This is a genomic window from Pseudomonas sp. GX19020, assembly GCF_023371075.1.
Classification (GTDB): Bacteria; Pseudomonadota; Alphaproteobacteria; order Rhodobacterales; family Rhodobacteraceae; genus Pseudogemmobacter.
The window spans coordinates 37544-50840 of the sequence record NZ_JAMCCR010000012.1; the positions used below are offsets into that span (position 1 = coordinate 37544).

Annotated in this window: 12 protein-coding genes; 7 read left to right on the top strand and 5 right to left on the bottom strand. The window is 64.6% G+C overall.

All coding sequences use genetic code 11. The annotated features are described in order from the left end of the window. Positions 1-107: 107 nt before the first annotated feature. From M3484_RS16690 to M3484_RS16705, 4 genes are read right to left on the bottom strand one after another with little or no spacing between them, the layout of a single operon-like run. A complete protein-coding gene (locus M3484_RS16690) occupies positions 108-2234 on the bottom strand; it encodes a hypothetical protein (protein ID WP_249498324.1) in 2127 nt (708 codons plus the stop codon). After that, complete coding sequence (locus M3484_RS16695) at positions 2231-5074, bottom strand: DUF4159 domain-containing protein (protein ID WP_249498326.1); 2844 nt, start codon at positions 5072-5074, stop codon at positions 2231-2233. Before M3484_RS16695 ends, M3484_RS16690 begins: the two co-directional genes overlap by 4 nt. Further along, positions 5074-5955 carry a DUF58 domain-containing protein gene (locus M3484_RS16700; RefSeq protein ID WP_249498328.1) on the bottom strand — a complete coding sequence of 294 codons (882 nt, stop codon included), beginning with the start codon at positions 5953-5955 and terminating at the stop codon, positions 5074-5076. Before M3484_RS16700 ends, M3484_RS16695 begins: the two co-directional genes overlap by 1 nt. Continuing rightward, complete coding sequence (locus M3484_RS16705; protein WP_249498330.1) at positions 5952-6968, bottom strand: AAA family ATPase; 1017 nt, start codon at positions 6966-6968, stop codon at positions 5952-5954. Before M3484_RS16705 ends, M3484_RS16700 begins: the two co-directional genes overlap by 4 nt. A gap of 324 nt (positions 6969-7292) precedes the next feature. Between M3484_RS16705 and M3484_RS16710 the strand changes: the two genes are divergently transcribed. After that, positions 7293-7895 (top strand): DUF1285 domain-containing protein, encoded by a 603-nt coding sequence (locus M3484_RS16710; RefSeq protein WP_249498347.1) that lies wholly within the window; start codon positions 7293-7295, stop codon positions 7893-7895. Between the two features lie 9 nt (positions 7896-7904). Beyond that, positions 7905-8678, top strand: a complete 774-nt coding sequence (locus M3484_RS16715; RefSeq protein WP_249498355.1) for a hydroxypyruvate isomerase family protein — start codon at positions 7905-7907, stop codon at positions 8676-8678. Positions 8679-8720: 42 nt separating this feature from the next. On the opposite strand, the gene irrA is transcribed toward M3484_RS16715, so the two are convergent. Beyond that, complete coding sequence (gene irrA / locus M3484_RS16720) at positions 8721-9176, bottom strand: iron response transcriptional regulator IrrA (RefSeq protein ID WP_092901920.1); 456 nt, start codon at positions 9174-9176, stop codon at positions 8721-8723. A gap of 280 nt (positions 9177-9456) precedes the next feature. Here irrA and fabA point away from each other — a divergent pair, with 280 nt between their 5' ends. The 5 genes from fabA (at position 9457) to M3484_RS16745 (ending at position 13150) form a co-directional block, all read left to right on the top strand. Then, positions 9457-9966 carry a bifunctional 3-hydroxydecanoyl-ACP dehydratase/trans-2-decenoyl-ACP isomerase gene (gene fabA / locus M3484_RS16725; protein ID WP_092898996.1) on the top strand — a complete coding sequence of 170 codons (510 nt, stop codon included), beginning with the start codon at positions 9457-9459 and terminating at the stop codon, positions 9964-9966. A 24-nt stretch (positions 9967-9990) separates the two neighbouring features. Beyond that, positions 9991-11220, top strand: a complete 1230-nt coding sequence (gene fabB, locus M3484_RS16730; protein WP_092898998.1) for a beta-ketoacyl-ACP synthase I — start codon at positions 9991-9993, stop codon at positions 11218-11220. 23 nt (positions 11221-11243) lie between these two features. Further along, positions 11244-12032 (top strand): enoyl-ACP reductase FabI, encoded by a 789-nt coding sequence (locus M3484_RS16735; RefSeq protein ID WP_092899000.1) that lies wholly within the window; start codon positions 11244-11246, stop codon positions 12030-12032. Between the two features lie 407 nt (positions 12033-12439). Next, positions 12440-12757 (top strand): hypothetical protein, encoded by a 318-nt coding sequence (locus tag M3484_RS16740; protein WP_249498357.1) that lies wholly within the window; start codon positions 12440-12442, stop codon positions 12755-12757. A 6-nt stretch (positions 12758-12763) separates the two neighbouring features. Next, positions 12764-13150: a hypothetical protein gene (locus M3484_RS16745; protein WP_249498359.1), complete on the top strand. Its 387-nt coding sequence runs from the start codon at positions 12764-12766 to the stop codon at positions 13148-13150. Positions 13151-13297: the final 147 nt, after the last annotated feature.

Here is a 13297-nt window from a genome sequence, read left to right on the forward strand (position 1 = left end):
CAAAACGAGGCCCCGGTTCTGCTTGGGCCTCGTTCCGTTTTCCGGAAACGGGACGCCACCTCCCCGGCAAAAAACAGGGGGAAAGGGTATTTGGCAGCCCGCCCCCCTCAGCGTTTCGCGCCACGGCGGCCCTCAATCAGCCAGGCAGCGATGGCCAGCCCGGCGGTCAGCACAAGCCAGGCCCAGCCCGGCAGCAAGACCGCCAGCCGCACCTCATTGGTCATCCAGGCCTCGCGCGGGGTGATACCGATCCAGCCGCGCCCCGTCACCGGCCGTCCCTCGGCCACCTGACGCAGGTCCGGCAGTCCGGGTTCCAGCCGGGTCACCGATCCATAGGCCGCCGCGCCGGAGACCTTCGGTGCAACCACCGCATCGCCCGAGGCAATGGTCTCGACGAATTCGCGCGGGCTGGCCGGGCCGACGCCGATCACCCGTGTCAGATCGCCCTGTTCCAGCCGGTAAAGCCCGGCCTCGGGCGCCTGCCAGACCACCTGATACTTGCCCGGTGCCACCCGGATCATATCGAGGATCACCGGATTCGCGGCCTCTCCCTCCTCTGCGCTGTCCTGCGCGGTGACAATCAGCGGCCCTGGCGGATCCTCGGACACCGTGCGCCGCGTGATGGTCAGTTCATTGCCTTTGGCGGTCGCCGTCAGCGCCTCTTCTTCAAGATCCGGCTCTTTCAGCATCCAATGAGCCAGCCGACGCAACAGTTCCAGCTGCGGCCCGCCGCCCTCATAACCGCGGCCCCAGAGCCAGGCATGATCCGAGGTCAGGACCGCGATCCGCCCCTCACCCACCCTGTCGAGCACCAGCAAAGGCGCGCCATCCGGTCCCTCCATCACGGTCTGGCCGGAAAGTTTCTCGACCTCCATCACCCGGAACCAGCGGCCCCAGCCCGGCTCGCCATTTTCTCCCTCAGGCGCAAAACGGTCGAGCCCTTCGGTCACCGGATGACGCTGCCCGAGTTCGGTGATTTTCGGGCGGAACCCGCCTTCGATAACCTGAGCAGTCGGCGCCACCGGCAGCACTTCGGCCAGGGGCGAGCGGTAAAGGCTGTCGACCGCACCGAATTCCGGCCCCGAGGCCACCAGCACCGTGCCGCCCTCGCGGATATAACGGACGACATTGTCAATGTAGGACATCGGTAGAATGCCGCGCATCCGGTAGCGGTCAAAGATGATCAGGTCAAATTCATCAATCTTTTCAATAAACAGCTCGCGCGTCGGAAAGGCGATCAGCGAAAGCTCATCCACCGGAACGCCATCCTGTTTCTCTGGCGGGCGCAGAATGGTGAAATGCACGAGATCGACGCTCGCATCCGATTTCAGCAAATTGCGCCAGACGCGTTCCCCGGCATGTGGCTCGCCCGAAACAAGCAATACGCGCAGCCGGTCGCGCACGCCATTGATCTGCACCACAGCGGTATTGTTGCGCTCGGTCAGCTCGCCCGGGGTCGGGTCGATGGCGAATTGCAGCACATTCAGCCCGCCATGTGGCAGCACCACCGGCAGTTCCAGATCTTCGCCCACCGGCACCGAATAGGTCTGCGGCGCATCGGCATCGACCGCGATGGTCAGATCGGCGAATTGCGGCACATCCGGCGGCACAAGGCCCTGATCCTCGACCCTGAGCTTCAGCTTGAATTCCTCGCCGATGATCGCGAAGGCCGGCGCATTCTGCACCACAAGGCGGCGGTCCCAGTCAGCCGCTTCGCCGGTCAGCAGCAGATGGAACGGTGCGGGCAGATCGGGGCGCATCTCAAGGTCATGCACGCGCCCGTCCGAGATCAGGATCACCGCCGCCACCCGGGCGCGGGGTTCCTCGGCCAGGGCGGCCGACATAGCGGTCATCGCCAGGGTCCCGGTATTGTCGGCGCCATCGGTGATGTGTTTCACCCGCAGCTCGGTATTGTCCAGTGCCGCGACCTGGGCTTCCACCCGCGTCAGCGCGCGCCGCGTCTGGTCGGCCCGCGCCCCAAGGCTCTGGCTCGCGCTGTCATCGACCAGAACGATCACGATATCGGAAAGGTTCTGCCGGTCCTCGCTTTGCAGCCCCGGCCCGGCCAGCGCCGCCAGAAGCGCAGCCAGCCCAAGCCCGCGCAGGAACCAGCCCGGAAGCCCGCGCCAGAGCGCCAGCGCCAGCATCAGAAGCGTCACCCCCCCAAGCGCCCACAGAAGCGGCCAGGGCACCAGCGGATCGAATACCAGATGCGCCGTCATCGCGCCGTTCATTGGCCCAGCCTTTCAAGGAGCGCAGGCACATGGACCTGGTCGGATTTATAATTGCCGGTCAGCACATGCATGATCAGATTGACGCCGAACCGCCAGGCCAGCTCGCGCTGTTGTTCGCCCGCCGCCCCCCGGCCCACCGGCAAAAGCGGCACGCCGTTTTCATCGGTGGCCCAGGCCGCCGCCCAGTCATTGCCGCCGATCACCACCGGCGTCACCCCGTCATTGAGGTTGCGAAACGGCACGCCCTCTTCCTGACCGGCGTCAGCGGGGGCCGCCTCGACCCAGATCGTGCCCTCGGCCCAGCGACCGGGAAAGCTTTGCAAAAGATAGAAGGTGCGGGTCAGAACATGGTCTTCCGGCACCGGCTCCAGCGCCGGGATATCCAGACCGGCCGCGATCCGTTGCAGCGCCTGGCCCTCCGGTGTGCCGCCACCAAAAGCCGCGATATTGGCGTCGCGCGTGTCGAAAAGGATCATGCCACCGGTGCGCAGAAACTGGTTCAGTTTCGCATAGGCCGCGTCCGACGGCGTCGGCGCATTTGCGGTGACCGGCCAGTAAAGGAAGGGGAAGAACGCAAGCTCATCAGCCTCAAGATCAATCCCGGTCGGATATTCCGGCTCGATCGAGGTGCGCTCCCAGAGCCGGTCGCCAAGCCCGACAAGGCCGAATTCCGAGGTCTCATCGATCTGAGAATCGCCGGTCTTCACATAGGCCAGAGAGACGCCCGACGTGGAGCGGATCGCGAAGTCATCGCCGGGCTGCGGCATATCAGGCAGCGCGCTGTCGGCAGACTGCGCGGCCTCGGGCGGTGCGGGAGGCGTCTCGCCGCTGTCCTGGGCCTGAGCCTGTGGCGCGCTCAGCCCGGCCAAAAGCGCCACCGCGAGAACTGCAACCCCGCGCCGCAAGCCGCCAAGTCGCCCCCCCAGCCAGAGCGAGGCAAGGATATCGGCCAACAGCACCACCAGCCCGGCCGACAAAAGCCAGCCCTTGAGCGATTGTTCGGGCGGGGTCGCAAGACCTTCGACCCGCGCCGAAGCCGGCCAGTCTGCCGCCACCAGCCTCGTCTCCGGGCTGACGACATTCAGGGCGACACGGCGGTCGGCACCGGCGTAAAGCCCCGGCGGATGGGCAGGGCCAGGCCCTGCCACCATCGCAACCGCCAGATCATCGCCGGCCACACCTGCAACCTCGCCCGCGTCACGTTCCTCGCCCCAGGCGTTCAGCATCACCTCGGGCACCCAGATCTGCCCGGCGAGTTCGCGCGCGCCCGGCAAAGACGGGCGGGTCGAGATCGCCAGCCGCTCAAGCATCTGCACGAAAAGCCCGGACAGCGGCAAAGTCGACCATTCCGCATTGGCGGTGACATGCACCAGCACGACCTGGCCGTCGCCCAGGAATTTGCGCGTGACCAGCGGCGTGCCATCATCCAGTGCGGCGATGGTGCGTTCGGCCAGTTCGGGATCGGGCTGGGCCAGAACCTGCTCGGCCACCTGGACATCGCCGGGCAATGCGAGGCCGAAGAAGGGGCTGTCCTCGGGGAAAGGCGCCAGTTCTTTCGCATCGCCCCAGCTCATCGCGCCGCCAAGCGAGCGGCCCCCTTCGCGCAACCGCACCGGCATCAGCGGGTCTTCCTCAAAACGGCTCACATCTGATGCCGCAAGGCGCGGGCCGGCAAAGCGCAACAACAACCCGCCCTTTTCGACCCATTCCACCAGCGCCGCCTCCTCACCTGCCGTCAGTCGCGCCACATCGGCAAGGATCACGGCATCGGGGTTGGCGGGCAGCGCCGTCGTCACAGGCGCCTCGATCAGATCAGCCACCGGCGCAAGCGCCTGGCGCAGGTAATGCAAAGGCGACAAAAGCTGAAGCCCTTCGGCCTGGGGGCCAGCGGTAATCAGCGCCACCTTGCGCCGCTTGAGACTGTCATCGGTCAGGCTCACCGCACCGGCAGACCTGAGGCCCGCGATCTCGAAGCGCGTGACGCGGTTTCTGAGTTCGGGCGGCAGGTCAAGTTTCACCTCGGCCCGGGGCTCACCGGCGGCAAAGCTGATCGTGGCCCGCGCCAGTTCGCGCTCTACCCCCGAAGGGTCCGGGCCGCGCCCGGTAACCTCGATCTCGGCCGCGCCGCCCGCATCAAGCCGCGAGGCGGAAAGCAGCACCGCCCCTTCGGCAAAGCCCGCCGGATGCAGCGCCAGCACCGGGCCATCGCCGGTCAGCACCGTCAGCTGCCCCTTATCGGCGAACAATCCCGCCAGCATGGCGCGCCCTTCGTGATCCAGCCCGTCCGAAAGCCACAATGTGTCGAAATTTCCGGCCGGGAAATGGCTGATCCAGGAGTCCGGATCCTGCGGCAGCCAGGGCGAGGGTTCCATCACCGCAAGCCGGCCCTTCCAGTCGTCAGCAGTGCGGAAGGTCACCTCCTGCGGCGCATCGGTCAGGCGGATCACCGCGACCGTGCGGCCGTCGCGACCGGCCTCGTCCAGCACAAGCCCTGCGCGTTCGATCCGGCGCGCCCAGTCGCGCGCCTCGGCCCAGCCGCCATCGAACACCACCAGCAATGGCGCCGTACCGCTTTGTTTTTGTTCAGGGTTCAGGACCGGCCCGGCAAAGCCGACGATTGCCGCCGCCATTGCCAGCATCCTGAGAAGAAGCAGCCACCAGGGCGTGCGATCGGTCTCGGCATCCTCATCCTGCAACCCCAGAAGCAGCGCGACCCCCGGAAACCGGCGACGGATCGGAGCCGGCGGCACCGCACGCAGCAAAAACCACAACACCGGAAGCGCTGCGAGCCCCCAGAGAATCCAGGGCGTCAGAAACCCGACCGGACCAATCATGAACATCAGCGCCCGCCCTCCAGCGCGCGATAGAGCCACAAAAGCGCGGATTGCGCCGGGGCTCCGGTATGGAATGTGGAAAACTGCCAGCCAACCGCGCGGGCAAGCTCGCTCAACCGGTCCTTGCGCTCGGCCAGGCGGGCAAGATAGCGGCTGCGCAATTCGCCGGCCTGCTGCGTTTCATGACGCATGGATCCCGACATCGATTCGAATATCACGCGGCCATCAAAGGGGAATTCCTCTTCTGCCGGGTCGAGGATCTGGCACAGCGCGCCGCGCACCCCGCGATCTGCCGCGCGGGAAAGCGCCGCCTCGACCGGCTCGATGGGCCCGAGGAAATCCGAGACGAACACCGCGCGACCATGGCCGACCATGCCTGCCGTTTCAGGCGCGCCGTAGTCCCCGGCTTCGGGTCCGTCAGCCAGCCGCGCCGCGAGCCGCACAATCTGGCTGCGACCCGAACGCGGCTGCGCCAGCCCCGCCAGCCCGACCCGTTCGCCGCCGCGCAGCAATAGCACAGCCAGCGCCAGCGCCAGCAGACGCGCGCGATCGCCCTTTGGGGGGCGCTCCCTGCCCCCGGAAAAGGCCATGCTTTTGGCCGGATCGACCCAGAGCGTCACCGATTGCGCCGCCTGCCATTCACGTTCGCGGATGAAATGCCCGTCAGACCGCGCCGAGCGCCGCCAGTCGATGGCCCGCGCCGGGTCGCCCTGATACGCGGCACGATATTGCCAGAACTCATCGCCGGATCCGGCGCGCCTGCGGCCATGCTCGCCCAGCATCAGGGTGGCGGCCAGCATCTCGGCCTCAGCCAGCAGCGGCGGCAGCGACTGGCCCAGCGCCTCCGCCCGGCTCTGAAGGGCCTCGTTCTGCAGCGTCGGGCTCACGCAGCCGCCTCAAGCCCGAGGATACGGGTGGTGGTGCGCGAGATCACCGCAGGCAGGGTCTCGCCCCGCGCGCGGGCAGCGAAGGACAAAGCCATCCGATGCGTCAGCGTGGCCTGGGCCAGAGCCGCCACATCGTCAATCGACGGCGCGAGCCGGCCATTCAGAAGCGCCCGCGCCCGCACGGTCAGCATCAGGGCCTGCGCCGCACGCGGCCCCGGCCCCCAGGCAAGGCTGTCCTTCAGATCGCGCCCCTCGGGCTCCCCGGGACGGCAGCCACGCACGAGATCAAGGATCGCCTCAACCACCTTATCCCCGACCGGCATGCGGCGAATGACCGATTGCGCCCGGATCAGCTGATCGGTGTCGAAAACCTGTGTGGCATCGGCCTCGCTCGCACCGGTGGTGGCCAGAAGGATCTCACGCTCGACAGCCCGGGTCGGGTAATCGACATCGACCTGGACAAGGAAGCGGTCCAGCTGCGCCTCGGGGAGCGGATAGGTCCCCTCCTGTTCAATCGGGTTCTGGGTCGCGAGCACATGGAACGGCCGGCCGAGCGGGCGGTGCTGACCGGCGATGGTGACCTCTTTCTCCTGCATCGCCTGCAAGAGCGCGGATTGCGTTCGCGGGCTGGCCCGGTTGATCTCATCAGCAAGCAGAAGCTGGCAGAAGACCGGCCCTTCGAGGAAGCGGAAGGCGCGGCTGCCATCGGTCGCGGTCTCGAGCACTTCGGAGCCGAGAATATCCGCCGGCATCAGATCGGGCGTGAACTGGATGCGGTTGGCGTTCAGCCCCATGACGGTGCCGAGCGTGTCGACCAGGCGGGTCTTCCCGAGCCCCGGCAGCCCGACCAGCAAGGCATGACCGCCGCAGAGCATGGCCGAAAGGACCAGCTCCACCACCTTTTCCTGTCCGATAAAGCGGTGCTCGATCGAAGCACGTGCCTCGCCGAGCTTTGCACCCAGAGCCTCGATCTCGGTCACCAGCGCGACATCTCCTGCGGGGGCTGCGGTCATTCAGAGGCTCCATCTGTGTTGCTCGTCGGTCTCAGCGGAGACATTAGACCGAAATCGCCGCCGGACCACAAATGCCAAAAGGCGACTTGACACAAATGATCGTGACAGACGCGCGATGTTTCGCCTGTGACGGCTGTCGCCGGGGGCGCTGCCCCCACGCGCTGCGCGCTCCCCCGGGATATTTAAGGACAGATGAAAAGGAGAAGGTGATTTCATCTGTCCTTAAATATCCCCGCCGGAGGCATCCTGAATCAGCCATTTGCGGCATGGTCTTGCGATCCGGGCCCGGGCATCCGACATTGTAGGGGCAACCCGGTGAGGACCATGCAGGATCAGAATAACAACCAGCCCTCGGCCGATGGCCTGGCGGCTGCGGCCACAGCGGCCACAAAGAAGGGCGGATTGCCGCCGGTTCATCTGTGGAACCCGCCCTTTTGCGGCGATCTCGACATGCGGATCGCGCGGGATGGCACATGGTTCTATCTGGGCACCCCCATCGGGCGCGAGGCTCTGGTGCGATTGTTCTCGTCGATACTGAAGCGCGAGGACGGCAGATATTACCTTGTCACGCCGGTCGAGAAGGTCGGGATCACCGTCGAAGATGCGCCGCTTTTCGCCGTTGATATCGAGGCGGAAGGCGCCGGGCGCGACCAGGTGCTGTGCTTTACCACGAAGACCGGGGACCTGGCCCGGGCCTCCTGCACCCATCCGCTGGAGGTCAGACGCGATTCCGTTTCCGGCGAACCCTCTCCCTATATCCTGATCCGGGGTGAGGGTGAGGCGGCGCTCTGGGCGCGGATTGACCGGAAAAGCTTTCTCCGGATGGTGGATTTCGGTTGCCATGAGACTTATGACGGGGATAGCTGGTTTGGCCTCTGGTCTTCGGGGGAGTTCTTTCCCGTCATCAGATCCTCAGAACTGGCCTGATACCGCTACATGTCCCGATTTGCCGCCAATCTGACTTATCTCTTCACCGAGGTTCCCATGCTGGACCGTCCCGACTGGGCGCGGCGCACCGGCTTTGACGGGGTCGAGGTGCTGTTCCCCTATGATCACCCCGTCGCTGAATGGGAGCGCGCGCTTGGCGACATCCCACTCGTGCTGATCAACACCCCCCCTGGCGACTGGGCCTCGGGAGATCGCGGCTTTGCCGCAAGGCCCGGCGATGAGCAGACCTTTCGCGACGGGTTCCTCCATGCTGCCGATTACGCAACGCGGCTGAATGTGCCTGCGGTGCATGTTATGGCCGGTGTCGCGCGCGGGCCGCAGGCCGAGGCGGTGTTTACCGCCAATCTCTCCTGGGCCGCCGAACAGGCGCCGGATCTGACGCTCGTGATGGAGCCCCTGAACCCCGACGACATGCCAGGCTACTTTCTCAATGATTTCGACCAGGCGGCGCGGATCATCGATGATATCGCCAATCCGAAAATCGGGCTGCAATTCGACATCTGGCATGCGGCAAAGCTGCATGGCGATGCGGCCAGCGTCTGGGCCAATCATCGCGACCGGATCCGCCATGTGCAGATCGCGGGCTTTCCCGCCCGCAATGAGCCGGGCGGCGGCGGCTTTTCGCTGCCTGATCTCTGCGATGCGGTGGCAGAGCTGGAAAATGTCTGGATCAGCGCGGAATACCGGCCGGCACGCGGCACGGCCCAGGGCTTGTTCTGGCTGAATGCGCTGAAGTCGCGTGGCGCGCTGATCGGCGGCTGACCGGCGCCCACTTCCGCAGCCGCCCGGGGCGCGCAGATGCCGTTACTTGCGACGCAGGCGGATCACCACGTCGACACGGCTGATTTCGGTGCCGGCGGGCGGTTCGGGGATACGGGCAAGCTCGAGCTCTTCCTTCGGCGCATCGGTCAGGATTGCGCTGTCTTCCCAGTAGAAATGCGGGTGATCGTCGATCCGCGTGTCGAAATAGCTGCGGGCGCCATCGACCACGATCTCATTCACGAGGCCGGCATCGCAAAACGCACGCAGGGTGTTGTAGACGGTCGCAAGACTGACTTTCTCCTGCGCGCAGCCAGCCATCTCGAAGAGGCTTTCGGCCGTGACATGGCGGTCCTCGCCATCGCCGACCAGCAGGCTGGCCAGGGCAAGGCGTTGCCGCGTCGGGCGCAGGCCCCCGCGTTGCAGCCAGTCAGAGGCCCTTTCCTGAGCCCTGATCTCTGCCTGAGCCCTTACATCGTGAGCTTCGCTCGCCTGTGCCATATCCATCCTGCTCCTGCCCTTTTGCCGCAGCATCACGGCATCGCGTTCCGTCTCCGGGCCGTTCGCTCCTGTAAAATGCAGGGAGGCAGCACCGGCCGGACGCGACACCGCCGGCTGTCATACGGGCGTTGCTGGAAGGATTATAAGGTGTTGCGGCCCGGGGATTCAATTGAAAACCGCCAAAATGCCCTGCGGCCCCTCGCAAGCGCTGCACCCTTGCCCTATGTTTGTCGCCTCTGTTAGAGGAAAGTTGTGAAACTAAAGACAGAACGGGGAGATTATGGGGCGTTATCCGAACAAATTCGACCGGGATGACCTGCTCGCCTGCGCAAGGGGTGAGCTGTTTGGCCCCGGCAACGCCCAGCTGCCCGAGCCGCCGATGCTGATGATGGACCGCATCACCGAGATCTCGGAAGATGGTGGCGAACATGGCAAGGGCCATGTCGTTGCCGAATTCGACATCACGCCGGACCTGTGGTTCTTCGCCTGCCATTTCCCCGGCAATCCGATCATGCCGGGCTGTCTTGGCCTTGACGGGCTCTGGCAGCTGACTGGCTTTAACCTCGGCTGGCGGGGCTGGGAAGGCCGCGGCTATGCGCTTGGCGTGGGCGAGGTCAAACTCACCGGCATGGTGCGCCCCGAGCGTAAGATGCTGCGCTATTTCGTCGATTTCACCAAGGCCGTGCAGACCCGCCGCCTGACCATGGGTGTGGCAGACGGGCGCGTGGAAGCAGATGGCGAGACCATCTACCTCGTGAAAGATATGAAGGTGGCCCTCTCGGCCTCCTGACCTCAAGGCAAGGACTGTACCCCTATGCGTCGCGTCGTCATCACCGGTCTCGGCATCGTCTCTCCCATCGGCAATGATGTGGCCGAGGTCGAAGCCAGCCTGCGCGCCGGGAAATCCGGCATCGTTTTCGCCTCTGACTATGCCGAGCGCGGCTTCCGCTCGCGCGTGCATGGCCAGCCGAACATCACCTTCGAGGACCATATCGACAAGCGCGACCTGCGCTTCATGGGTGATGGTGCGGCCTATAATTTCATCGCCATGCAACAGGCGATCAAAGATTCGGGCCTTGAGGAAAGCGATATCTCGAATGAACGCACCGGCATCATCGTCGGATCGGGCGGCCCTTCGACCAAATCGTTCTTCAAGGCGCATAACATCGTCGCGGAAACCGGCTCGCCCAAGCGGATCGGCCCGTTCGGCGTGACCAAGGGCATGTCCTCGACGACCTCGGCCTGCCTTGCGACGCCCTTTAAAATCAAGGGCGTGAACTATTCGATCACCTCGGCCTGCTCGACCTCGGCACATTGCATCGGCAATGGCGCCGAACTGATCCAGATGGGCAAGCAGGATATCGTCTTCGCCGGCGGCGGCGAGGAACTCGACTGGACGCTTTCCTGCCTCTTCGACGCGATGGGCGCGATGTCGTCGAAATACAATGACACGCCGGAACGCGCCTCGCGCACCTATGACGCGAACCGCGATGGATTCGTGATCGCAGGCGGCGGCGGTCTTGTTGTGCTGGAAGAGCTGAACCATGCGCTGGCGCGTGGCGCAAAGATCTATGGCGAAGTCACCGGCTACGGCGCCACCTCGGACGGCTATGACATGGTCGCGCCCTCGGGTGAAGGCGGCGAGCGGTCGATGAAACTGGCGCTGTCCACACTGCCCCAGGGCCGCCGGATCGACTATCTCAACAGCCACGGCACCTCGACCGGCGTCGGTGACATCACCGAGATCAAGGCGATCCGCCGGGTCTTTGGCGAGGGGAAAACCCCGCCGGTGGCCTCGACCAAATCTCTGACCGGCCACTCGCTCGGCGCGACCGGGGTGCATGAGGCAATCTATTCGCTGATCATGATGAACAAGGGGTTCATCGCGGCTTCGGCCAATGTCGAAACCCCCGACCCGGAGCTGCTGCCGGGCGAGATCGTGACCAGCCTTCGCGAGAATGTCGAAATTGACGGTGTATTGTCGAACAGTTTCGGGTTCGGCGGCACCAATGCCACTTTGGTTATGAGTAAATATCTCGGGTAAGAATAAAGCGGGGGAACCGGGCAATGGCCGGACTGATGCAGGGTAAACGCGGCCTCGTCATGGGGGTTGCGAATGACCGTTCCATTGCCTGGGGCATTGCCTCGGCGCTGGCGGCCGAAGGGGCAGAGCTGGCTTTCTCCTATCAGGGCGAGGCATTTGGCAAGAGGTTGCAGCCGCTTGCCGCTTCGGTCGGGTCGGATATCCTTGTTGATGTCGATGTGACCAACGAGGCCTCGCTGGACACCTGTTTCGCGACGCTGAAAGACCGCTGGGGCAGCCTGGATTTCGTGGTCCATGCCATCGCCTATTCCGACAAGACTGAGCTGACCGGGCGCTTTACCAATACAAGCCGCGCGAATTTTCTCAATTCGATGAATATCTCGTGTTTCAGCTTTATCGACGTGGCCCGCCGCGCTGCCGAACTGATGCCGGACGGTGGCAGTCTTGTCACCCTGACCTTCCAGGGCTCGACCAGAATCGCGCCGAATTACAATGTGATGGGGGTGGCCAAGGCCGCGCTCGAATCAGCGACGCGCTATCTGGCAAATGACCTCGGACCGCAGGGCGTGCGGGTGAATGCGATCTCACCCGGGCCGATGAAAACGCTGGCCGGATCGGCGATCGGCGGCGCACGGGCGACCTTCCGCCACACCGAAGAAAACGCGCCCTTACGGGCGAATGCCACGCTGGAAACCATCGGCGGCACCGCGGTATGGCTGTGCTCGGATTACGGCCGCGCCACGACGGGCGAGACGATCCATGTCGATGGCGGCTTCCATATCCTCGGTTTCCCGCAATCCGAAAACCTCTGAACGGCACCGGAATGCGGGGGTAAACTGCCCCCTCGTTCCGGCTCATCAAAGCATGTCAGGCGGGCTGAACCAGCCCGTCGCCCATCGGTGGCCCAGGTCATCGAGCGTTGCCGTGGCGCCGCCGCAACCAGGCTGGCCGATCATCCGACCCCGCCAGCAGATCCAGCGCCAATGCCGCCGCAGGGTCAAGCCCCGAGGGTCGATCAGCAAAACACCCGGCCGCATCGCAAGCGCGCGTGCCATCGCGAAGGCCAGCTGTCCGGCGGCACCAAGCCCGGCCCAAATCCTGATCTACCAGCGCCAGCGGGCCTATTTTCGCCAGCGCCAGCGAGATATCCTGCCTGGGGCGTGGCCCCGGCGTCGCACGCCTCCGCACTTTTACGCAATATGCGGTCGCAGGTGGAGGCATGCCCAGCGTTCTGATCCCAGAGATTGATCCGCACCGGAACCCCGCGGCGATCGTCAACGCCGAGAACTACGAGGAAGGCCGCGCGGTGCGCGGCACCGGTTTCTTTGGCCGGGAGGCGCGGTCATCACCATTTTCAATGCCTCGAAGATCAGCTCAACCGCAGCCCCGGATCAAGCGCCTGCAGGAATATGTCGGCGAAAGCTACTTCGCCTCTCTGTCCGAACTGGATGATCTGGTCCTCTTGATGGACGAGGCCCACCGCTATCGCAGCTCGGCCGGCTACAAGGCTATTTCCGAGCTGAAGCCGATCCTGTGACTTGAGGTGGCCGCCACAGCGAAAACGGTCGGCGCGAAATCGCAGTCTTTGCGGAACGTGGCCTACAGCTACGCCCTGCCCCAGGCAATGGAGGACGACTATGTCAAGGAGCCGGCGGTCGGCACCCGCGCGAGCTTCAACCCGAGATCGGTGGATGAGGCGACGCTTGCGCGGATAAAACCGGAGGATGGCATCGCAAGCCATGGGCATGTGAAGTCGCGCTGGAAGCCAAGGATGCGAATGTATCAAACTGTTATGCGGACTTGGTGGCTCATCATGGGTCTATTTCGTCTGAAACCATGCCCGCCCGCCACCCAGCTACGACAATTGGCGAGTGAGGTGATGGCACATGAGTATCACCAGACAGCAAGCGTGGCGCAAGTAGCATCCTGAGTGTTATTTGGCTCACCTTTATGTCCAGGCGGCAATTCGACTTGGGCACATTTCAAAGGGTCCGTGTGAAGAGTGCGGCGCCGAAAAGGCTGAGGCCCACCATCCAGACTATACCAAGCCAGGCGTCGTCACATGGCTGTGCCGCCG

Bases quoted from the DNA above. Each gene is read 5' to 3' on its own strand.
- M3484_RS16710 (WP_249498347.1), top strand. From the start codon at position 7,293: ATGCAGGATCAGAATAACAACCAGCCCTCGGCCGATGGCCTGGCGGCT.
- M3484_RS16695 (WP_249498326.1), bottom strand. From the start codon at position 5,074: ATGTTCATGATTGGTCCGGTCGGGTTTCTGACGCCCTGGATTCTCTGG.
- M3484_RS16705 (WP_249498330.1), bottom strand. From the start codon at position 6,968: ATGACCGCAGCCCCCGCAGGAGATGTCGCGCTGGTGACCGAGATCGAG.
- fabA (WP_092898996.1), top strand. From the start codon at position 9,457: ATGGGGCGTTATCCGAACAAATTCGACCGGGATGACCTGCTCGCCTGC.
- M3484_RS16690 (WP_249498324.1), bottom strand. From the start codon at position 2,234: ATGAACGGCGCGATGACGGCGCATCTGGTATTCGATCCGCTGGTGCCC.
- M3484_RS16740 (WP_249498357.1), top strand. From the start codon at position 12,440: ATGCCCAGCGTTCTGATCCCAGAGATTGATCCGCACCGGAACCCCGCG.
- M3484_RS16735 (WP_092899000.1), top strand. From the start codon at position 11,244: ATGGCCGGACTGATGCAGGGTAAACGCGGCCTCGTCATGGGGGTTGCG.
- M3484_RS16715 (WP_249498355.1), top strand. From the start codon at position 7,905: ATGTCCCGATTTGCCGCCAATCTGACTTATCTCTTCACCGAGGTTCCC.
- irrA (WP_092901920.1), bottom strand. From the start codon at position 9,176: ATGGCACAGGCGAGCGAAGCTCACGATGTAAGGGCTCAGGCAGAGATC.
- fabB (WP_092898998.1), top strand. From the start codon at position 9,991: ATGCGTCGCGTCGTCATCACCGGTCTCGGCATCGTCTCTCCCATCGGC.